The organism is Pseudomonas sp. RW407 (assembly GCF_003176655.1).
GTDB classification, from domain to species: Bacteria; Pseudomonadota; Gammaproteobacteria; order Pseudomonadales; family Pseudomonadaceae; genus Pseudomonas; species Pseudomonas delhiensis.
The window spans coordinates 1376333-1397070 of sequence record NZ_QGSL01000107.1 but is presented as its reverse complement, the minus strand read 5'-3'; the positions used below and the strand labels follow the sequence as shown (position 1 = coordinate 1397070).

General features: G+C 68.4%; 21 protein-coding genes. 6 read left to right on the top strand and 15 right to left on the bottom strand.

The window, feature by feature from the left end; genetic code table 11:
- Positions 1–65: 65 nt before the first annotated feature.
- The gene (locus DK254_RS30475; RefSeq protein ID WP_109936820.1) at positions 66–1316 is read left to right on the top strand and encodes an OprD family porin; all 1251 of its coding nucleotides are present in this window, start codon (positions 66–68) and stop codon (positions 1314–1316) included.
- A gap of 47 nt (positions 1317–1363) precedes the next feature.
- On the opposite strand, the gene DK254_RS30470 is transcribed toward DK254_RS30475, so the two are convergent.
- The 3 genes from DK254_RS30470 to DK254_RS30460 form a co-directional block, all read right to left on the bottom strand.
- Positions 1364–1627: a DUF4404 family protein gene (locus DK254_RS30470; protein WP_089391992.1), complete on the bottom strand. Its 264-nt coding sequence runs from the start codon at positions 1625–1627 to the stop codon at positions 1364–1366.
- A gap of 77 nt (positions 1628–1704) precedes the next feature.
- Positions 1705–2286, bottom strand: a complete 582-nt coding sequence (locus tag DK254_RS30465; protein ID WP_109936819.1) for a phosphonate degradation HD-domain oxygenase — start codon at positions 2284–2286, stop codon at positions 1705–1707.
- The gene (locus DK254_RS30460; protein ID WP_109936818.1) at positions 2283–3032 is read right to left on the bottom strand and encodes a phosphatase; all 750 of its coding nucleotides are present in this window, start codon (positions 3030–3032) and stop codon (positions 2283–2285) included. Before DK254_RS30460 ends, DK254_RS30465 begins: the two co-directional genes overlap by 4 nt.
- 123 nt (positions 3033–3155) lie before the next feature.
- On the opposite strand from DK254_RS30460, the gene DK254_RS30455 reads away from it, so the two are divergent.
- Complete coding sequence (locus DK254_RS30455; protein WP_109936817.1) at positions 3156–3872, top strand: UTRA domain-containing protein; 717 nt, start codon at positions 3156–3158, stop codon at positions 3870–3872.
- 325 nt (positions 3873–4197) lie between these two features.
- On the opposite strand, the gene DK254_RS30450 is transcribed toward DK254_RS30455, so the two are convergent.
- From DK254_RS30450 to DK254_RS30435, 5 genes are all read right to left on the bottom strand, one after another.
- Positions 4198–5031 carry an IS3 family transposase gene (locus DK254_RS30450; RefSeq protein WP_256595989.1) on the bottom strand — a complete coding sequence of 278 codons (834 nt, stop codon included), beginning with the start codon at positions 5029–5031 and terminating at the stop codon, positions 4198–4200.
- A gap of 8 nt (positions 5032–5039) precedes the next feature.
- Positions 5040–5399: a transposase gene (locus tag DK254_RS34990; protein WP_256595865.1), complete on the bottom strand. Its 360-nt coding sequence runs from the start codon at positions 5397–5399 to the stop codon at positions 5040–5042.
- Positions 5400–5583: 184 nt separating this feature from the next.
- Complete coding sequence (locus DK254_RS30445) at positions 5584–6834, bottom strand: lipoprotein-releasing ABC transporter permease subunit (protein ID WP_109936816.1); 1251 nt, start codon at positions 6832–6834, stop codon at positions 5584–5586.
- A 16-nt stretch (positions 6835–6850) separates the two neighbouring features.
- The gene (lolD, locus tag DK254_RS30440; protein ID WP_109936815.1) at positions 6851–7534 is read right to left on the bottom strand and encodes a lipoprotein-releasing ABC transporter ATP-binding protein LolD; all 684 of its coding nucleotides are present in this window, start codon (positions 7532–7534) and stop codon (positions 6851–6853) included.
- Positions 7527–8780, bottom strand: a complete 1254-nt coding sequence (locus DK254_RS30435; protein WP_109936814.1) for a lipoprotein-releasing ABC transporter permease subunit — start codon at positions 8778–8780, stop codon at positions 7527–7529. Before DK254_RS30435 ends, lolD begins: the two co-directional genes overlap by 8 nt.
- 134 nt (positions 8781–8914) lie before the next feature.
- Here DK254_RS30435 and DK254_RS30430 point away from each other — a divergent pair, with 134 nt between their 5' ends.
- Genes DK254_RS30430 through DK254_RS30420 form a run of 3 tightly spaced genes read left to right on the top strand, consistent with a single transcriptional unit; the run spans position 8915 to position 10523 of the window.
- Positions 8915–9493: a PilZ domain-containing protein gene (locus DK254_RS30430; protein ID WP_109936813.1), complete on the top strand. Its 579-nt coding sequence runs from the start codon at positions 8915–8917 to the stop codon at positions 9491–9493.
- The gene (locus tag DK254_RS30425; RefSeq protein WP_109936812.1) at positions 9490–9804 is read left to right on the top strand and encodes a phosphodiesterase; all 315 of its coding nucleotides are present in this window, start codon (positions 9490–9492) and stop codon (positions 9802–9804) included. Before DK254_RS30430 ends, DK254_RS30425 begins: the two co-directional genes overlap by 4 nt.
- Entirely contained in the window at positions 9801–10523 is a 723-nt protein-coding gene (locus DK254_RS30420; RefSeq protein WP_089392612.1) for a glycerophosphodiester phosphodiesterase, read from the top strand. The genes DK254_RS30425 and DK254_RS30420 overlap by 4 nt, the downstream gene beginning before the upstream one ends.
- Before the next feature lie 42 nt (positions 10524–10565).
- Here the strand turns inward: DK254_RS30420 and sthA are convergent, their stop codons facing one another.
- From sthA to DK254_RS30385, 7 genes are all read right to left on the bottom strand, one after another.
- Entirely contained in the window at positions 10566–11960 is a 1395-nt protein-coding gene (gene sthA, locus DK254_RS30415; RefSeq protein ID WP_109936811.1) for a Si-specific NAD(P)(+) transhydrogenase, read from the bottom strand.
- Positions 11961–12135: 175 nt separating this feature from the next.
- Positions 12136–13146 (bottom strand): FAD:protein FMN transferase, encoded by a 1011-nt coding sequence (locus DK254_RS30410; RefSeq protein WP_371921189.1) that lies wholly within the window; start codon positions 13144–13146, stop codon positions 12136–12138.
- A gap of 60 nt (positions 13147–13206) precedes the next feature.
- Positions 13207–14724 carry an efflux transporter outer membrane subunit gene (locus tag DK254_RS30405; protein WP_109936809.1) on the bottom strand — a complete coding sequence of 506 codons (1518 nt, stop codon included), beginning with the start codon at positions 14722–14724 and terminating at the stop codon, positions 13207–13209.
- A 12-nt stretch (positions 14725–14736) separates the two neighbouring features.
- The gene (locus tag DK254_RS30400) at positions 14737–15852 is read right to left on the bottom strand and encodes an ABC transporter permease (protein ID WP_109936808.1); all 1116 of its coding nucleotides are present in this window, start codon (positions 15850–15852) and stop codon (positions 14737–14739) included.
- A gap of 1 nt (position 15853) precedes the next feature.
- On the bottom strand, positions 15854–16987 hold the full coding sequence (locus DK254_RS30395) for an ABC transporter permease (protein ID WP_109936807.1): 1134 nt from the start codon (positions 16985–16987) through the stop codon (positions 15854–15856).
- Positions 16984–18738, bottom strand: coding sequence for an ATP-binding cassette domain-containing protein (locus DK254_RS30390; RefSeq protein ID WP_109936806.1), 1755 nt, complete (start codon positions 18736–18738; stop codon positions 16984–16986). Before DK254_RS30390 ends, DK254_RS30395 begins: the two co-directional genes overlap by 4 nt.
- Positions 18738–19760 carry an efflux RND transporter periplasmic adaptor subunit gene (locus tag DK254_RS30385; RefSeq protein ID WP_109936805.1) on the bottom strand — a complete coding sequence of 341 codons (1023 nt, stop codon included), beginning with the start codon at positions 19758–19760 and terminating at the stop codon, positions 18738–18740. Before DK254_RS30385 ends, DK254_RS30390 begins: the two co-directional genes overlap by 1 nt.
- Positions 19761–19882: 122 nt before the next feature.
- Between DK254_RS30385 and DK254_RS30380 the strand changes: the two genes are divergently transcribed.
- Positions 19883–20563 carry a TetR/AcrR family transcriptional regulator gene (locus DK254_RS30380; RefSeq protein WP_109936804.1) on the top strand — a complete coding sequence of 227 codons (681 nt, stop codon included), beginning with the start codon at positions 19883–19885 and terminating at the stop codon, positions 20561–20563.
- The last annotated feature ends 175 nt before the right edge of the window (positions 20564–20738 follow it).

The window sequence follows — 20738 nt, the reverse complement described above, 5'->3', positions numbered from 1 at the left end:
CGACTCCCCACGCGGCGCCGCAGGAGGGCGCCGCTTCACCTCATCCGAACGAAGAGACAACAACAATGAAAAATCTTCCCGCACGGGCGCTGGCCTCGGCCGCCGCCTGCCTGCCATTGTTCGCCCAGGCCGACTTCATCGGCGACAGCAAGGCCAGCCTGGAGCTGCGCAACTTCTACTTCAACCGCGACTACCGCCAGTCCGGCGCCAGCCAGTCGTATTCGGAGGAATGGGCGCAGGGCTTCCTGCTGCGCTACGAATCCGGCTATACCGACGGCACCGTCGGCGTGGGCGTCGATGCCCTGGGCCTGCTCGGGCTGAAACTGGACTCCAGCCCCGACCGCTCCGGCTCCGGCCTGCTGCCGTACTCGGCCAGCGACCGCCGCGCCGCCGACGACTATTCCGACCTGGGCCTGACCGCCAAGCTGCGCGCCTCGAAGAGCACCCTGAAGGTCGGCACCCTGACACCCAAGCTGCCGGTGGTGCAGTACAACGACACCCGCCTGCACCCGCAGACCTTCCAGGGCGGCCTGGCGGAAATCGGCGAGATCGACGGCCTGGCCGTGCAGCTCGGCCAATTGCGCCAGGTGAAGCAGCGCGATTCGAGCAACGCCGAGGACATGAGCATCACCCGTGGCAACAAGCGCAACATCCTGCCCGGGCGGCACACCACCAGCGACCGCTTCAACCTGGCCGGCGGCACCTACCGCTGGAACGACAACCTGAGCACCAGCTACCACTACGGCAACCTGGAGGACTTCTACCGCCAGCACTACCTGGGCCTGGTGCACGTCCTGCCGATCGCCAGGGACCAGTCGCTGAAGTCCGACATCCGCTGGGCGCGCTCCACCGACGAGGGTGGCAGCAACGTCGACAACCGCGCGCTAAACGCGTTGTTCACCTACCGCCTGGGCGGCCACGGCTTCGGCCTGGGCTACCAGCGCATGTCCGGCGACACCGGCTACGCCTATCTGGCCGGCACCGACCCCTACCTGACCAACTTCGTGCAGATCGGCGATTTTGCCAACAAGGACGAGCGTTCCTGGCAGCTGCGCTACGACTACGACTTCGCCGCTATCGGCCTGCCGGGGCTGACCTTCATGACGCGCTACCTGCGCGGCGACAACATCGACCTGTTGAACGGCCAGGGCAACGGCAAGGAATGGGAGCGCGATACCGACATCGGCTACGTGGTGCAGGGCGGGCCGCTGAAGAACCTCGGCTTCAAGGTACGCAACGGCAGTTTCCGCAGCGACTTCGGTAACGACGTGGACGAAACCCGCGTCATCATTAGTTACACATTGCCGCTCTGGTAAAGGCGATGCGGCCCGCGCCGGGAGGGGCGGGCCGCCGGGAGAGGGGTTCAGATGCCCATGTTGGCCAGGCTCTGCATGATCGAGCGCAGGGTGCCGGCGAGGGTCGGGTGGCTGACCTCGAAGCGCTCCACCGCGAGGTTGACGCCGTCCAGCAGGCTTTCGTCGGCCAGCGCTTCCTCGTTGGCCAGTTGCAGTTCGATGTCCTGGATCAGTGTCTGCAGCTCCGAGCGCTGTTCTTCGCTCAGCGGCGGCTGCTGTTCCAGTTGGTCGCGCAGTCGCTGCAGTTCTTCATGCAGTTGACGTGTGGGCATGGTGGTTTCCTTCTGCGGTGGCTACCCAGGATGGACTGCCGCACGGCGGCGAAAAATCCATCTCCATGCCACACAGCTTAACTCGCCGGACGCAACCGTGTCTGATGCCCGTCAATGCGCAGCAGGCGTTCCAGCAGCGGGAAGAAGTGCGCCAGCTCCGGGGTGCGCATGGCCGGGTCCTTGCCGAGGTCGTCCAGGCGCCGCAGGGTGACGGCGTCCTGGGCGTAGGGGGTGCTGAGGAAGGCGCTGGCGCCGCGCTCGTCGAAGGGCCCGCCCTGCAGCGCCAGGCTGTGCCGCGAGGCCGGCGACAGGCCGGCGTGGTAGGCCGCGTCCACCGCGCACAGGTAGCGCTTGGCGGCCACGTGCAGGCGGATCGGTTGCCACACCGCCTCGGGCAGCAGGGCGCGCAGCAGGTTGGCGCCGACTTCCTCGTGGCGCAGGTCGCAGGCCTCGATCTCGTCGGGGTTCTCGTAGAGGTGGCCGATGTCGTGCAGCAGGGCGGCGATCACCAGGCTGTCGGAACAGCCGGCGCGTTCGGCCAGGGTGGCGCACTGCAGGGCGTGCTCGGCCTGGCTCACGGATTCGCCGTAGGGCTCGGCGCCGTGGCTGGCGAAGCGTTCGGCCAGCTCGTCGAGGAAGGCGTGGCGGGCGCGGTTCATGGTTTTTCTCCTTTGGCGCGGCGGCTGGCGATGTCCAGCAGGCAGGAATCCAGCTCGCCCAGGTGGTCGATGACCGAGTGCACGCCCAGGCGGTACAGGCCGAAGGTCGCCTGGGCGCGGCGCAGGTCGCGCCGGGGGCTGTCCAGCGCCTCCCAGTCGCGCACCGAGAGGCCGCACAACGGGCCGCTGGCGGCCAGGCCGATGGTCCACAGCCCGGCGTTGAGGCCGGCCTGGAGCAGGCGCGGCTGGCTGCTGACCAGCACGCAGCCGTCCAGCTGCGGCGTGCCCAGTTCCATCAGCGCGCGCCAGCAGGCGTCCGGCGCCGGCCAGGGGCGGCCGGCGTGGGCGATGCCGTTGTCCAGGGCGCCGTCGAGGGCGGCGGCCAGGCGTTCGCTGGCCGGCTCCGGCAGCTCCTCCAGCCAGGCGCAGGGTACGCCCTGGCGGTTCAGTTGCTGGAGGGCTGGCAGGGCTTCGGCGATGGGTTCGGCATGGGCGTCGGCGGCTTCCGCCAGGCGCTTGCGGAAGCGCGCTATCTCCTCGGCGCTGGGCAGGCGGCCGAGCACGTGGCCCAGGGCCTGGTGCGGGGCCAGGGTGGCGGCTTCGGCGAGGCGCTCCTGCGGGCACTCCGGGCAGCTCTGCTGCAGGGCGAGGGGCAGGGTGCGGGCGCCGAAGTCCACCAGGTCGCCGGCGAGTCCGAAGAGCAGGGAGGTGAAGCGGGGTAGGTCGGCGGATGTCGAGGCGGGCATGGCGCGGTGGTCTGGACGATGGTCTAGGCCAGACTAGACGCCCATTGTGACGATCCGGTGAAGCCGGCCTGCGCGCGTACCCGCTGCCTTTATAATGGCGCGCCTTTCGCTGGAGAGCCCACCATGGCGGCCGAACGACCCCTGCACTACCTGCGCATCCGCGACCAGCTGGCCGCGGACATCCGCCAGGGCGGCCTGGCCGCGAAGCTGCCGGGCGAGCGCGAGCTGGCCGAGCGCTTCGGCTGCACCCGGGTGACCCTGCGCGAGGCCCTGCAGCAGCTGGAGACCGAGGGCCTGCTGTACCGCGAGAACCGCCGCGGCTGGTTCGTCGCGCCGCCGCGGGTGCGCTACAACCCCACCCGCACCCAGGGCTTCATGGAATACGTCGCCGCCCAGGGCCGCCAGCCGCGCACCGAGACACTGAGCCGCCGCGAGTGCGCCGCCGACGCGCCGACCGCCCGGCGCATGGGCCTGGAGGAGGGCGCCTTGCTGTTCGCCATCGAGCGGCGGCGCTGGATCGACCGGCGCCCGGTGCTGCTGGAGCGCATCCTGCTGGACGCCGCCTGGTGCCCGGGGTTGCTGGAGGAGGACCTGGATGGCTCCCTCACGCAAGTGCTGCGCGAGCGCTTCGGCAAGCGCCCGCAGCGCTGCGAGCTGGCCATGCACCCCTGCGCCCTGGGCGCGGACCAGGCCGCGCCGCTGCAACTGGCGCCGGGTGCGCCGGGGCTGTACCTGGAGCGCCTGAGCTACGCCGAGGGCGGGCGGGTGGTGGAGCTGGACCGGGAGTTCTGGCGCCCGGATGCCCTGGAGATCGTCATCCAGGCGCAGTACCCGGACTGACTCGCAGGTGAGGGGAGGCGAGCACGGCTTCTCGTAGGAGCGAGGGGGACGTCTAGTTCTTGCTCGCGAACAGTGGTTGATTCTACGACCCTGCCCAGCCGTAGGGCGAATAACCGTTCGCGGTTATCCGCCGCTGGCCGTGCTACCAGGGCGTCCGGCGTGGCCGGTGAATCCAATCGCGGACGGAGTCCGCTCCTACGCCCGTGCTACCTGGAACCGTAGGAGCGGACTCTGTCCGCGATTCGGCGGATAACGCCGTAGGCGTTATGCGCCCTACGGGGAGGCCGGGTGAACCGGTCAAGAAATTTTGGACACCGCTTTAGGTTCATGCTGCTGCCTTGAGCTTTTCCTCCATGGCTACCGGGGTTTCATATCCGTTGTAGCTGTGGAGGCGCTTAAGGTTGTACCGCGTTATATAGGCCTGGATATCGACCTTGGCCTGCTCATCACTCTTGTATCCATCCCTTGGTACCCACTCTGACTTCAGCGCACCGAAGAAGCGCTCCATGGCTGCGTTATCCCAGCATTGGCCGCGATGACTCATGCTTTGAGTCACGCCATACTTTTCAAGCGTCTCCCTGAATTTATGACTGGCGTACTGGCAGCCCTGGTCTGAGTGGAACATCACGCCTTTTGGTTTACCGCGCGCCTCAACTGCTATCTGAAGTGCTTCACAGGCCAATCGAGCATCGGCAATCAGTGAAAACGCCCAGCCCACGATTCGTCGGGCGTAAAGATCCATCACCACCGCCAGATACAACCAGCGCTTACCAATCTGGATGTAAGTCACATCACCGCACCACACCTCGTTAACAGTCGAGACGCGGAAGTTACGCTTGAGCCGATTACTCACGATCAAGGCCTCTGCGCCTGACGAGCGATATCGATGCGGACGCCGCTGCCGGCACTCCAGCCCCATTTCTTTCATCAGGCTTCGCGCCTTGTAGCGGCCCACATCGTGCCCTGCGCGTCGCAACTCCTGGGACAGCGTACGCGCCCCGGCAGAGCTGCGTGACGCTTTGAAAAGCTCGACCACAGTGGCCTGGAGCACCTGCCTGGCTGGACTCATTGGCCCCTGACGTTTGCGCCAGGCGTAAAAGCTACTGCGAGGGACTTCCAATACCCGGCAGCAGTCGGAAATACCGTATTGCTCACTCAACTCGTCGATTAGCGCGAATAATCTTTGGAGTCCAAAAGCAGGAGAGCACTGGCCTTTTTTAGGATTTCGATATCCCGATCCTTTTGCCGCAACTGCGCTTCGAGTTCTTGAATTCGCTGTTGGTCCGGCGTAATCGCCTTGGCACCGACCGGAGTCTGACCTTCGCGCTCTTTTCGGACTTGATCAATCCACCGACGCAGCGCAGTAGGGCCTACGTCTTGTTGCTTACAGACGTCCGGAACGGACATCCCGCCATCAAGCACCATCTCGGCAGTCTTGATTTTGAATTCATTTGAATAGGACTTTCGCACTATTTTTGCCTCCAGTTGGGCGCCATGATAGCGCCCGATGAAGGTGTCCAAGATCATTAGGCCAGCTCAGCCCTGCGCGCGATTTCGCGGGCAGGGCCCGCTCCTACAGTCTGCCGGGAGGTACGGCATTTCCCTGTAGGAGCAACTTTGTCCGCGATAGGCCGAGCCCGGGTACGGATCGAGATAGGCTCGCTGCGAAACCCACCCCATCACGAAGAAGCCGCCCCAAGGGCGGCTTCTTTCATTCGTAGCGCAGCGCTTCGGCCGGCTGGGTCTTGGCGGCGCGCCAGGCCGGGTACAGCGTGGCGAGGAAGCTCATCAGCAGGGCCGCGCAGCACACCAGCAGCACGTCCGTCACCTGCACGTCGGAGGGCAGGTAGTTGATGAAGTAGACGTCGGAGCTGAACACGTGGGTGCCCAGGGCCTTCTCCATCGCCGAGACGATGGTGGTGACGTTGAATGCCGCCAGCACGCCCAGGGTGCCGCCGACCAGGGTGCCGATCACCCCGATCACCGTGCCCTGGACCATGAAGACGGTCATGATCTGCCCCGGCGTCGCGCCCAGGGTGCGGAGGATGGCGATGTCGGTGCGCTTGTCGGCCACCACCATGATCAGCGTGGCGATGATGTTGAAGGCCGCCACCGCCACGATCAGCAGCAACAGCAGGCCGATCATGGTCTTCTCCATCTTCATGGCGCCGAACAGGCTGCCCTGGGTGTGCGTCCAGTCCACCGAACGGATGCCCTGGCCCAGCTCCGCGGCGATGCCCTGCCCCACTTCCGGCGCCTGGAACAGGTCCTTCAGGGCGATGCGCACGCTCTGCACCTGCCCCGGCTCCCAGCGCAGCAGGTGCGCGGCGTCGTCGACGTGGACCAGCGCCAGGGTACCGTCCAGCTCGGCGCCGACCTTGAACACCCCGGCCACGTTCAGCCGCTGCATGCGCGGCGTCACGCCGCCGGCCGCGGAGGTGGACTCGGGGACGATCAGCAGCAGGCTGTCGCCGACGTTGACGCGGAAGCGCCGCGCGGTGATCTCGCCGATCACCACCCCGGACTCGCCGGACTTCAGCGCTGCCAGGCTGCCCTGAACCATGTGCGAGCCGATGATCGAGACCTTCGGTTCCAGGACCGGGTCGATACCATCCACCTCGATCGGCTGCATCATGCCCTTGAACGAGAGCATGCCGTCCAGCTCGGTGTAGGGCACCGCGCCGACCACCTCGCGGTGCTTCGAGGCCGCGGCGGCCACCGCCTGCCAATCGGCCAGCGGCTTGCCGTCGGTGTTCTGCAGCACGGCGTGGGGCACCATGCCGAGGATGCGCGAGCGCATCTCCTTCTGGAACCCGTTCATCACCGAGAGCACCACGATCATCGCCAGCACCCCGAGGGTCAGGCCGATCATCGAGGTCAGGGAGATGAAGGAGATGTAGTGGTTGCGCTTCTTGGCCCGGGTGTAGCGGGTGCCGACGAAGATCGATAGGGGTCTGAACATGGCGTCTGCGGCTCGATCAGGCGGCGATCAGGCGGCCGTCCTCCAGGCGCAGCACGCGGTCCATCTGCTGCGCCAGGTGCGGGTCGTGGGTCACCACCAGGAAGGCCGTCTGCAGCGACTGCGACAGTTCGAGCATCAGCTCCTGGATGGAATGCGCGGTGTGCTGGTCGAGGTTGCCGGTGGGCTCGTCGAGCAGCACCAGCTGCGGGCGGTTGACCAGGGCGCGGGCGATGGCCACGCGCTGGCGCTCGCCGCCGGACAGCTCCGAGGGCTTGTGCTGCAGGCGCGGCTTCAGGCCCACCCGCTCCAGCAGCGCGCTGGCGCGCTCGCGGGCCTCGGGGATCGGCGTGCGGCCGATCAGCAGCGGCATGCAGACGTTCTCCAGGGCGGTGAACTCCGGCAGCAGGTGGTGGAACTGGTAGACGAAGCCCAGCGCGCGGTTGCGCAGCAGGCCGCGCTGCTTCTCGTTGAGCGCCGACAGCTCCTCGCCGGCCAGCCAGACGCTGCCGCTGCTGGGGATGTCGAGGCCGCCGAGCATGTTCAGCAGGGTGCTCTTGCCGGAGCCGGAGCTGCCGACGATGGCCACGCGCTCGCCGGGGAACAGCTCCAGCTGCACGTCGACCAGCACCTCGACCGACTGCGGGCCCTCCTCGTAGCTCTTGCGCAGGTTGCGGCAGCTCAGGACGGTCTTGTCACTCATAACGCAGGGCCTCCGCGGGCTGGGTGCGGGCGGCACGCCAGGCCGGATACAGGGTGGCGAAGAAACTCAGGATCAGCGCGGCGGCGCACACCAGGATCACGTCCTCGCGCATCAGTTGCGAGGGCAGGTAATCGATGAAGTAGACGTCCGAGCTGAGGAACTTGTGGCCGATCAGCCTTTCCAGCAGGGCGATGGCGTCGCTCACCCTGAGCGCCGCGAGCACGCCGAGCAGGCCGCCGATGAAGGTGCCGATCACGCCGATCACGCTGCCCTGGACCATGAAGATGGCCATGATCTGCCCCGGCGTGGCGCCCAGGGTGCGGAGGATGGCGATGTCCGACTTCTTGTCGGTGACCACCATGACCAGGGTGGAGATGATGTTGAAGGCGGCCACCGCGACTATCAGCAGCAGCAGCAGGCCGATCATGGATTTCTCCATCTGGATGGCCTGGTAGAGGTTGCCGTGGGTGCGCGTCCAGTCGCGGGCGTAGAAGTCGTTGCCCTTGAGGTCATGGGCGATTTCCCAGGCGGTGCGCGGCGCCTGGAACAGGTCGTCGAGCTTCAGGCGCAGGCCCTGCACCTCGCCGTCCTTGTAGCGCTGCATGCGCGCGGCGTCCTCGACGTGGGCCATGGCCACGTAGCCGTCCAGCTCGCCGGCGCCGACGTGGAAGATGCCGGCCACGGTGAAGCGCTTCATGCGCGGGAAGATGCCGGCGGGGGTCACCGAGACCTCGGGGGCGACGAAGGTGACCTTGTCGCCGACCTTCACCCCCAGGTTGGCCGCGGCCTTGTCGCCGATGATGATGCCGAACTCGCCGGGCCTGAGGCTGGCCAGGCTGCCCTGCTTGAAGAAGTCGCCGATGATCGAGACCTTGCCTTCCTCGGCCGGGTCCACGGCGTTGATCAGCACCTTCTGCACCACGCCGTTGTTGCTCAGCAGGCCCTGCATCTGGATGAAGGGCGCCACTTCCAGCACGTTGCGGTGCTGCGCCTTGATCTGCCCGGCCAGGCCGCGCCAGTCGTCGATCGGCTGGTAGGCCTCGACGGTGGCGTGGGGCACCATGCCCAGCACCCGGGTGCGCATCTCGTGGTCGAAGCCGTTCATCACCGAGAGCACCACGATCATCACCATGACGCCGAGGGCCAGGCCGATCATGGAGGTCAGGGAGATGAAGGAAACGAAGTGGCTGCGGCGCTTGGCGCGGGTGTAGCGCGTCCCGATATAGACGGAAAGAGGTCTGAACATGTGGGGCCGTTGTCAGGGGATTGGGGCGTCGGTCCGGCCGGCATCCGCTGCCGCGGAGGGATTGCGGAGGCCATTGTGGCGAGCTGCGGCGGGCGGCTTTACACTCAGACCATTACTGCCGCCGTGGGTTCGCCATGTCCACTCCAGACGCGGATGACCGCCGCGAATACTACCGTATCGAGGACCGCCTCGCACTGGAATTTCGCCCGATTCCGGAGGACGCGGAGCAGGCGGCGCAAGCGTTGCAGGATGATTCGCCGCTGTTCAACCTGCTCGGCGACCTGCACCTGCTGGAGGTGGAGGCGCAGCACCTGCTGCGGCAGATCGCCGAGCGCGACCGCCCCCTGGCCAGCTACCTGAAGCTGCTCGACAAGCGCCTGGACCTGGTCGCCGGCGCCCTCGCCCGCGGGCTGCTGGAGCAGGTCGGCCCGGCGCAGCCGGTGGTCCTTTCCGAGGGCGGCATCGCCTTCCTCGCCCCCGAGCCCCTGCTCGCCGGCCAGCTGCTGGCACTGAAGCTGGTGCTGCTGCCCCAGGCCCTGGGCCTGAGCCTGCGCGCGCGGGTCACCCACTGCGAGTCGCGCGGGCTGGGCGAGTACGAGATCGGCACGCTGTTCGAGAACCTCGAGGAGCCGCAGCGCCAGCTGCTGGCCCGGCACATCCTGCAGAAACAGGCGGCCGAACGGCGCCAGGCGAAGGACCGCGACGACTCATGAAGGCACGCCACATCCCCCTGCTGCTGTGCCTGGGCATGGCCCTGCCGGCCGCGGCCGACACCCTGGAAATCCCCATCGGCGCCCAGGGCGACGCCCGTATCGCCCTGCCCGCCCGCGGAGAGAGCCGGCGCGCCGTGCTGGAGCGCTTCGGCCTGCCCGACGAGGAGCACCCCGCCGTGGGCAGCCCGCCGATCACCCGCTGGGACTACCGCGAATTCAGTGTCTATTTCGAATACGATCACGTGGTCGACGCGGTTCGCGCGCATCGTCCGCAGAACCCGATCCTTCCCTCTCCCAAGGAGCCCCAGTGACTCTCATCTATGGCCATCGCGGCGCCAAAGGCGAAGCGCCGGAAAACACCCTGACCAGCTTCCAGCGCTGCCTGGAGCATGGCGTGACGCGTTGCGAGCTGGACCTGCACCTGTCCCGCGACGGCGAGCTGATGGTGATCCACGACCCCACCCTCAAGCGCACCACCGGGCGCCGCGGCAAGGTGTCCGAGCAACTGGCCGAGGACCTGGTCACCTACGACGCGCGCCAGGGCGGGCCGGGCTGGGTGCGCCCCTGCCCCATCCCGCGGCTGGCCGAGCTGTTCGAGCGCTGCGAGTTCGAGCACTGGCAGCTGGAGGTCAAGAGCGCCTCGCGCGAGCGCGCGGCGCGCACCGTGCAGGCCATCCACCAGTTGGTGGGGCGCTTCGGCCTGCGCGAGCGCATCACCGTGACCTCCAGCTCGCGCACCGTGCTGCGCGCGCTGCAGCAGTTGACGCCGGACCTGGCGCGCGGGCTGGTGGCCGAATACGCCTGGCTCGACCCGCTGAAGGTGGCGGCGAACTATGGTTGCGAGCTGCTGGCGCTGAACTGGACGCTGTGCACCCCCGAGCGGCTGCTCAAGGCGCAGAAGCAGGGGCTGCACGTGTCGGTGTGGACGGTCAACGAACCGGCGCTGATGCGCCGGCTCGCCGACTTCGGCGTGGACAGCCTGATTACAGACTTTCCCGGTTTGGCCACTGCCACGCTCGGGAATCGCTGAGCGGGTCGCCCCCGGCCGGCTCAGGCCGCCGGTCGGGGTATTTCAGAAAAGCCGGTTGAGGCCGTCGAACGCCGCTACGCGGTAGGCTTCGGCCATGGTCGGGTAGTTGAAGGTGGTGTTGACGAAGTACTTCAGGGTGTTCAGCTCGCCCGGCTGGTTCATGATCGCCTGGCCGATGTGAACGATCTCCGAGGCCTGGTCGCCGAAGCAATGCACGCCGAGGATCTCCAGTGTCTCGCGGTGGAACAGGATCTTCAGCATGCCCACCGGCTCGTTGGAGATCTGCGCGCGGGCCATGCCCTTGAAGAATGCCTTGCCCACTTCGTAGGGAATCTTCGCCGCGGTCAGCTCGTGCTCGTTCTTGCCGATGGAGCTGATCTCCGGGATGGTGTAGATACCGGTGGGCACGTCGTTGACGAAGCGCCAGCTGTCCTGCTCGACGATGTTGCCGGCGGCCGAGCGGCCCTGGTCGTAGGCGGCGCTGGCCAGGCTCGGCCAGCCGATCACGTCGCCCGCGGCGTAGATGTTCGACACCGAGGTGCGGTAGTTCTCGTCCACCTCGATCTGGCCGCGGCTGTTGACCTTGATGCCGATGTTCTCCAGGCCCAGGCGGTCGGTGTTGCCGGTACGGCCGTTGCACCACAGCAGGGCGTCGGCCTTGATCTTCTTGCCCGACTTCAGGTGCAGGATCACGCCGTTGTCCAGGCCCTCGACGCGCTCGTACTCCTCGTTGTGGCGCACCAGCACGTTGTTGTTGCGCAGGTGGTAGCTCAGGGCGTCGGAGATTTCGTCGTCAAGGAAGCTCAGCAACTGGTCGCGGGTGTCGATCAGGTCGACCAGCACGCCCAGACCGCTGAAGATCGAGGCGTATTCGCAGCCGATCACCCCGGCTCCGTAGATGATCAGCCGGCGCGGGGTGTGGCTCAGCGAGAGGATGGTGTCGCTGTCGTAGACCCGCGGGTGGTTGAAGTTGATGTCCGCCGGGCGGTACGGGCGCGAGCCGGTGGCGATGACGAACTGGTCGGCGACCAGGCGCTCCACCGCGCCGCTGGGGGTCACCACCTCGACGGTGCGCTCGTCGACGAAGCTGGCGGTGCCGTTGAACATGTCGATGCGGTTGCGCGCGTAGTAGCCGGTGCGCGAGGCCACCTGCTTGTTGATCACCTTTTCGGCGCTCTTGAGCACGTCGGGGAAGGAGAACCAGCGCGGCTCGCCGATCTGGCGGAACATCGGGTTGGTGTTGAACTCGATGATCTGCTTCACCGAGTGACGCAGCGCCTTGGACGGGATGGTGCCCAGGTGCGTGCAGTTGCCGCCGACCACACGACGGCTGTCCACCACCGCCAGCTTGCGCCCGTACTTGGAGGCGTTCATCGCCGCCCCCTCGCCCGCCGGGCCCGTGCCGAGAATCACCACGTCGTAGTTGTAGACAGCCATGCGTACTCCTTCAGAACAGGCCGGGGCGCCCCTGCGGCGCGTCCGGCGAAGTCCCGGCGCGCTCGCCGGGGACGATCGATCGTTGCTGGCAGCTTAGCCTCGCCGCAAAGCGCTGCACATTAGCGCTTGGTCGGTCGGTAGGCGAGTTTTGCCATCACTACATTTCCTGCGGCCTTCACCGCCACACCGGCTCCGGGAAGAGTTCGGCGAAGCGCGTGCTGGCGCGCGTGGCGAAACCCTGCCCCTGGTGCACGACGAACCAGGCGGCCAGCCCGTGCTGCTCGGCGTAGCGGTAGCCCTCGTCCGGGCCCAGCACCATCAGCAGCGTCGACAGGCCGTCGGCGTGCAGCGTGGAGCGGTCGACCACGGTCACCGCCGCCAGTGTGTGCCGCACCGGCGTGCCGGTGCGCGCGTCGAAGGTGTGCGAGTAACGCTGCCCACCTTCCTCGAAATAGTTGCGGTAGTCGCCCGAGGTCGAGACCCCGTAGCCGTCCACCGCCAGCGAGCGCGCCACGGTGCGCTCGCGTTCGCCGCTGGGCACCTCCAGCGCCACCCGCCAGGGCGAGCCGTCGGGCTTGTGGCCCATGGCCTTGAGCTCGCCGGTGATCTCCACCAGGTAGTCCTTCACGCCCAGCTCGGCCAGGCGCTGGCCGACGCGGTCCACCGCGTAGCCGGCGACGATGCTGTCGAAATCCAGCTGCGCCGCCACGTCCTTGCACACCAGGCTGCCGTCCACCCGCACGTGGCGGTAGCCGACGCGCGCCCGCTCACGCTCCAGCGCCGCGGCCGCCGGCACCTGCTCGCCGCGGGACTGCGGGCCGAAGCCCCAGAGGTTCATCAGCGGCTCGACGGTGAGGTCGAAGGCGCCGGCGCTGGTCTCGGACAGCTCGTTGCCGTAGCGCAGCAGCTCCACCAGCTCGGTCGGCATGGCCTGGCAGGCGCCGGCCGGCAAGGCATTGAAGCGGGAGACCTCGGAGTCGTCGCGGTAGGTGGAGAACTGCCGGTCGAGTTCGCCGAGAATGCCCTCGACCTCCGCCTGCAGGCGCTGCGGCGCGGGGCTCTGCGCCGTGGGCAGGTACTGCACGGAATAGCTGCTGCCCATGGTCGGGCCGCCGAAGCGCTCGACGCGCTCGCCGCAACCGGCCAACGCCAATAGCCCCAAGCACAACCAGATGCCACGCAACACGCCACCTCCATTCCCCTGCCCCGGCACGGGCGGCGCACATTCTACCGGAAACGGCAGGCGTTACTGTTGCCCAGGCGGTAAAGGTTCGTTGTCCGAACCGCCATCCCCCAGCGGCGCGCCGCCGCCCAGGGCCTTGTACAGCGCCACCAGGTCCAGGCGCAGCTGGCCGTCGCTGTCGACCAGGTCGCGGCGCGCCTGCAGGTAGTTGCGCTGGGCGTCCAGTTCCACCAGGAAGTCGGTGAGGCCGCCGGCATAGCGCGCCCTGGCCATGTCGTAGGCCTGCCCGGCGCTGCCCAGCCGCGCCTGCAGCTGGGCGTTGCGCCGGCGCTCGGCGCCGTAGCCGCTCAAGGCGTCGTCCACTTCCTGCCAGGCCTTGAGCACGGTCTGCTGGTAGTTCACCGCCGCTTCCTGCTGCTCCAGCTTGCGCAGGGTCACCTGGGAGCGGCGCCGGCCGTTGTCGAAGATCGGCACGCTCAGGCTCGGCCCCACCGCCCACTGGCGGCTGCCCCAGTCGGAGACGTCGCCGCTTTCGAAGGAGGAATAGCCGAAGCTGGCGCCCAGGCGGATGCTCGGGTACAGCTCGGCCACCGCCACCCCGATGTTGGCCGTGGCCGCGTGCAGCTGGGCCTCGGCGGCGCGGATGTCCGGGCGCCGGCGCGCCACTTCCGAGGGCAGGCCGGGGCTGAGGTCGGGCAGGGCCGCGGGCCGCGCCGGCGGCGCCTTCAGCTGGGCCTGCAGCTCGCCCGGCTGCGCGCCGACCAGCACGCCGAGCTGGTTGATCGCCTGGCCCTCCGCCGCCTGCAATTGCGGCAGGCGCGAACGCAGTTCTTCCAGTTGGCTGCGCTGGCGCACCAGGTCGAAGTCGTCCACCAGGCCGCCGTCGGCGCGGGCCTGCACCAGCGCCAGGGACTCCTCGGTGGCGCGCAGGTCCTCCTGGGTCACGGCGATCTGCTGCTGCACCCGGCGCAGCTCGAAGTAGCCGCGCGCCACTTCGCTGGCGACCACCAGGCGCGCCTGCTCCAGCAGTGCGCGCTGCTGCTCGACGCGGGCGTCGGCGGCCTCGATGGAGCGGCGCACGCGGCCCCAGAAGTCGATTTCCCAGGAGGCGTCGAAGCCGGCTTCGTAGAGGGTGAAGGGCTCGGCCAGGGTCTTCACCAGCTCGTCGCTGTTGCCCGGCGCCAGGCTGGAGATCATCCGTGCGCTGGCGCCGCGCTCGCTCTGGCGCTGGCGCTGCACGTCGGCGTTGCCGTCGACGTTCACCCCGCGCTGGGCAGCGACCATCTGCCGCTGCATGCGCGCCTGGGCGAAGCGCAGCGCGGCGCTGCGCAGGTCCGGGCTGGCCGCGGTGGCGCGGCGTTGCAGGTAGTCCAGCGCCGGGTCGGCGAACTGCGTCCACCACTGCGCCAGGATGGCCTGGCCACCCTGCCCCGCGGGCAGCAGCGCGGCCTCGCCGGCATGGGCGGCGCGCCAGTCGGCCGGGGCCTTCGGCTGCGGCGCCTGGTAGTCCGGCCCCACCGCGCAGGCGCCCAGCGCCAGCAGCAGCGGCAAGAGGAGGTAGGGAACGGGCGACGACGGCATGGCGGCCTCCGGTCAGGCGAGTCGATGGCGGAACAGCCAGGCGGACAGCGGCAGGGTCACGCTCGCCACCGCCAGCATCGGCAACAGGTCATGGGCCACTGCGAACAGGCTGGCGCCTTCCAGGTAGATGCGCTGGATCAGGTCGATGGCGAAGCGCAGCGGGTTGATGTACGTGGCCATCTGCAGCGCCTCGGGCATGTTGCGCACCGGCGTGGCCAGGCCCGAGAGCAGCATGATCGGCATGATCAGCACGAAGGTGTAGAGCATCGCCTGCTGCATGTTCAGCGACACCGCCGAGATCGACAGGCCCAGGCCGACGCAGGAGACCATGAACACCAGCAGCCCGCCGTAGAAGTCCAGCAGCGAGCCGGCCATGGGGATGCGGAACCAGTACAGCGCCATCAGCAGCACCAGCGACGCCTGCACCAGGCCGATGAGGATCGGCGGCAGGGCCTTGCCGAGCATGATCTCCAGGGGCGAATAGGGCGTGACCAGCAACTGGTCGAAGGTGCCCTGCTCACGCTCGCGGGCCACCGAGAGCGCGCTGAGCATCAGCGTCTGCAGCATGCTCAGCGAGGCGATCAGCGCCGGGATCAGCGGCCAGCGCGTCTCCAGGTTGGGGTTGTACCAGGCGCGGGTGACCACGCTGACCGGCGCCTGGGCCAGGCCGCGCTCGCGGTTGAAGTCGTTGACCACGCTGGCCAGCCCGGCCGCCGCGGCGCCGGCGGTGGTGGAGTTGCGCCCGTCGAGGATCACCTGCAGCGGCGCCGGTTCGCCGCGGGTCAGGCGCGTCTCGAAGTCGGCGGGGACCTGGATCACCAGCAGGGCCTTCTCGGCGTCGATCACGCTGGCGATGTCGCGCGGCGCGCGCAGGGTCGCCACGCGGTGGAAGATGCCGCTGCCGTCCAGGCGGTTGGCCAGGCGCTGGGACGACTCGCTGTGGCTCTGGTCCAGCAGCGCGTAGGGCGCGTCGTTGAGGTCGAAGGTCACCGCGTAGCCGAACAGCAGGCTCTGCATCAGCACCGGCGCCAGCAGCACGATGCGGTTGGCCGGGTCCTTGAGGATCACCAGCAGTTCCTTGCGCCAGAGGTTGGCCAGGCGGCGCAGCAGTTCGACGAAGGCGCCCATCTCAGTCCAGCCTCTTGCGCGTGGCCAGCCGCGCCAGGCCCAGCAGGACCACGGCGTAGCCGGCGAGGATCAGGCAGTTGCGCAGGATCAGCGGCCAGAAGTCGCCGGCCAGGAACAGCGACTTCACCAGTTCCATGAAGTAGGTGGCCGGCAGCAGGTTGCCGATCACCCGCACGGCGGTGGGCACGTTGCGCAGGTCGAAGATGAAGCCCGAGAGCATCATCGCCGGGAGGAAGCTGGCGAGCAGGGAAATCTGGCTGGCGAGGAACTGGTTCTTGGTCACCGCCGAGATCAGCAGGCCGATGCCCAGGGCGACGAACAGGTAGAGCATGGAGCTGACCAGCAGCGCCAGCAGCGAGCCGTACATGGGCACGTGGAACAGGAAGCGCGCCGCCAGCAGGCACAGCGCCAGGCCCAGCAGGCCGACCAGGAAGCAGGGGATGATCTTCGCCAGGAGGATCTCCACCGAGCGCACCGGGGTGACGAACAGCGCCTCCAGGGTGCCGCGCTCCCACTCGCGGGCCATCACCAGGGCGGTGAGGAAAGCGCCCACCAGCGTCATGATCAGCACGATCAGCCCCGGCACCAGGTACCAGGTGCTGGTGTTGGCGGCGTTGAACCACATGCGCTGCTCGATGCGCACGCCGCCGGCCTGCAGCCCGGCGTTGCGCGCCGCCTGCTTCTCGCCCCACAGCGCCAGGGCCTGGTTCAGGTAGTTGCTCACCCCCGAGGCGCGGGTGGCGTCGGAGCCCTGCACCAGCACCAGCACCTGGGCGTTGCCGTCCTGCAGGCGGCGGCTGAAGTCGCCAGGCAGGTAGACCAGGGCGTCGGCCTGGCGCGATTCCAGCATCCGCCGGCCTTCCTCGAAGGACTTCAGCGGCAGCGGCTGCAGGTACTCCGAGCGGCTGATGCTGGCCAGCAGGTCGCGAGCCTGGGGCGCCGGGTCGTCCTGCACCACCGCCACCAGGCTGTGGCGCACGTCCAGCGACAGGCCGTAGCCGAAGATCAGGATCAGCGCGATGGGCAGGCCGATGCCGATCATCAGGTTGCTGCGGTCGCGCAGCAGCTGGCGCACCTCCTTGCGCGTCAGCGAGAGGAGCCGGCGCCAGAACGAACCATTCGCCGCGTCGCTCATGCGCGGGCCTCCCGGGCGTGCTGGCGGGCCTGCTCGACGATCTCGATGAAGGCCTGCTCCATGTTCGCCTGGCCGCCGGCCTGCTCGCGCACCTGCTGTGGGGTGCCCATGGCGAGGATGCGCCCGGCGTCCTGGATGACGATGCGGTCGCAGTACTCGGCCTCTTCCATGAAGTGGGTGGTGATGATGATGGTGGTGCCGCCGGCCGCCAGCGCCGTGATGCGCTGCCAGAAGCCGCGCCGGGCCAGGGGGTCGGCGCCGCTGGTGGGTTCGTCGAGGAAGAGGATTTCCGGCTCGTGGAGCAGGCCCACGGCCATGGCCAGGCGCTGCTTGTAGCCGCCGGGCAGCTGGCCGCTGGGCTCGCCCTCGTGGCCGGAGAGGTCGAACTGCCGCGACACCTCGTCCATGCGCCGGCCCAGCTGCTTGCCGGACAGGCCGTAGGCGCCGCCGAAGAACTGCAGGTTCTCGCGCACCGAGAGGTTGCCGTACAGCGAGAACTTCTGCGACACGTAGCCGATGCGCCGGCGCGCCTGGGCGCGGGCGTGGCGCAGGTTGACGCCGGCCACCTGCAGGCTGCCGGAGGACGCCGGCAGCAGCCCGCAGAGCATGCGGAAGGTGGTGGTCTTGCCGGCGCCGTTGGGCCCCAGCAGGCCGAATATCTCGCCGCGGGCCACGCTGAAGCTGGTGCGGTCCACGGCGGTGAAGTCGCCGAACCTGCGCACCAGGTCCTTCACCTCGATCACCGCCTCGCCGTTGTCGGACGTGCTGCCCGGCGCGGCGGCCTTGAGCGCTTCGGTATCCACCTGCTCGGCGCCGCTCTTGGCCCGCAGCAGGACCATGAAGCCGTCCTCCAGGCGTGCTTCCACCTCGCGCACCGGAGCACCGTCGAGCAGTTGGTCCAGGCGCTTTTCATCGGCATCGCGCTGGCGGATGAAACGCACCTCGCCGCCCTGGGGCACCGCGTCGATGATCACCTGCGGGTCATCCAGCAACCGCGCCTGCAGCTTGCGCGCCGGCTGGCCGGCCGGCGGCACGACGATGCGGCAGAGGCCGTCGGCATGCCGGCGGATGTCCTCGGGCAGGCCCTGGGCCAGCAATTGGCCCTGGTGCAGCAGGTACACCTCGGAACAGCGCTCGGCTTCGTCCATGTAGGAGGTGGTCAGCAGCACGCTCAGGCTCTCCTCCTCCACCAGTTGCCGGACGATCTCCCACAGCTCGCGGCGCGACAGCGGGTCGACGCCCACGGTCGGCTCGTCCAGCAGCAACAGTTGCGGCGAGCGCACCAGGGTGCAGGCCAGCCCGAGCTTCTGCTTCATGCCGCCGGACAGCTTGCCTGCCGGGCGGTCGGTGAAGTGCGCCAGGTCGGTCATCGCCAGCAGGCGCTCGAAGCGCTGGCGGCGCTGCTGCGCGCCGACGCCGTGGAGGTCGGCGTAGAGGTCGAGGTTCTCCTGCACGCTCAGGTCCTCGTAGAGGCCGAAGCGCTGCGGCATGTAGCTGATCAGGTCCTGCACCCGCTGCGGATGCGCCCTGACATCGACGCCGAGCACCTCAAGCTCGCCGCCGTCGGCCCGCAGCAGCCCGGCCACCAGGCGCAGGAAGGTGGTCTTGCCGGCGCCGTCCGGGCCCACCAGGGCGGTCAGCGCGCCCTTGCGCACCTGCAGGTCGAGACCGTGCAGGGCCTGCACGGTCTGCCCCGACTCCTTGACCAGGAAGCGCTTGGCGACGCCGCGGGCGTCTATCACCCGCTCCATCAATCGGCCTTCCCGTCGCGCACCTGGTCACCCTCGGCGATACGCACCGTGGCCGGCATGCCCAGGCGCAGGCGGTTGTCCCTGTCCTCGACCACCACCCGCACTTCGTAGACCAGCGCGGTGCGCAATTCCTCGGTCTGCACGGCCTTGGGGGTGAACTCGGCGACGTCGGAGATGAAGCCGACGTGCCCCTGCACCGGCTGGTCCGGATGGCTGTCGGTGGTCACGCTGGCGCGCATGCCGGGCTTGATGTGGCCGAGCTGGGTCTCGTTGACGTACACCCGCACCCATTTCGGGTCGGTGATGGCCAGGGCATAGACCGCGCGCTGCGGCGAGGCCATGTCGCCCGGCTCCAGCAGGCGCGAGCGCACCGTGGCGTCCTGCGGGGCGCGCAGCTGGGTCTCGTCGAGGTTGTGCTGCAGCAGCGCGAGCTGGGCGCGGGCGCCCTGCAGTTGGGCCTCGGCCTGGGCGATGTCCTCGGCGCGCGGGCCGATCCTCGCCAGGCGCAGGGCCTTCTGCGCATCCTCCAGCTGGGCCTGGTTGACCTTCAGTTGGGCGGCGGCGTTGTCCAGGTCCTGCTGGCTGACCGCCCGCCCGCCGGGGCTGTTGGCGCGGATGCCCTGCAGGCGGCGCAGCTGGATGCCGGCCAGCTCGACCTGGGCCTTGGCCGCGTCGACCTGGGCCTTGGCGCGGTCGATGTCCTCGGGGCGCGAGCCGTTGTGCAGGCGCAGCACGTTGGCTTCCTGGGCGGCGATCTGCGCCCTGGCCTGGTCGATCTGCAGCTTCAGGGTGCGGCTGTCGAGGCTGGCCAGGACCTGCCCGGCCCTGACCGCGTCGCCCTCCTCCACGCGCATCTCGGCGATGCGCTCGCTGCCGGTGAAGGCCAGGGACACCTGGCGGATGTCGACATTGCCGTAGAGCACCAGGTCGCCGCCCTGCTCGGCCTTCGAGTGGAAGTAGTACCAGGCCCCCAGGCCTGCTACGGCGAGCAATGCCAGGACAACGATGAGCTTCTTGCGCATGATGACGACTCGCTAGCCAGTGGCGACGAGAAACAAGCATACAAGCATAGACCAGTAATTCAAATTTGAATTTGATCTATGCAGGCTTTAGTCTGCTACACCTGATCCAGCAGGGTGCAGTCATGCCTAGCTCTCCCTCCAAGCCCCGCCAAGCGCCGCAACGCGCCCCCCGCCAGGACGGCGAAGCCACCCGCCGGCGCATTCTCCTGGCGGCCGGCGAACTGTTCGCCGAGCGTGGCTACGCCGACACCACCAGCAAGGCCATCTGCCAGCGCGCGCAGTGCAACATGGCCGCGGTGAACTACCACTTCGGCAGCCGCGACGGGCTCTACCGCGCGGTGCTGCAGGACATGCACAAGCACCTGATCGGCTACGACCAGCTCGAACAGCTGACCCGCAACGAGCGCCCGCCCCGCGACAAGCTCGCCGGCCTGATCGGGGCGCTGACCCTCAACGTCGCCAACGGCCAGCGCTGGCAGGCGCGCCTGTGGGCCCGCGAGCTGCTGACGCCGTCGCCCTTCCTCTCCGAACTCATCGACCAGGAGGCCATGCCCAAGGTGCGCCTGGTGATGGCCCTGCTGGGCGAACTCACCGGCATCCCCGCCCAGGAACCGGCGCTGCTGCGCTGCCTGTTCAGCGTGATAGCGCCCTACCTGACGCTGCAGGTCATCAGCCGGGAAATCCCCACGCCGCTGACCGGACTGTTCGAGCAACCGGCGGAAGACCTCGCCCGCCACCTGCAACTGTTCGCCCTGGCCGGGCTGGAGGCGGTGGCGCGGGATTACCACGACGGGCGGCTGTAGTGCGGCACAGGCAGTGCTACAGCACAGCCGGTGGCGCCGATCGCGGACGGAGTCCTACGACCCGTAGGGCGAATAACCGTTCGCGGTTATCCGCCGTTGGCCATGCTACCGGAGCGTCCGGCGTGGCCGGTGAATCCAATCGCGGACGGAGTCCTACGTCCGTGCTGCCTGGAAC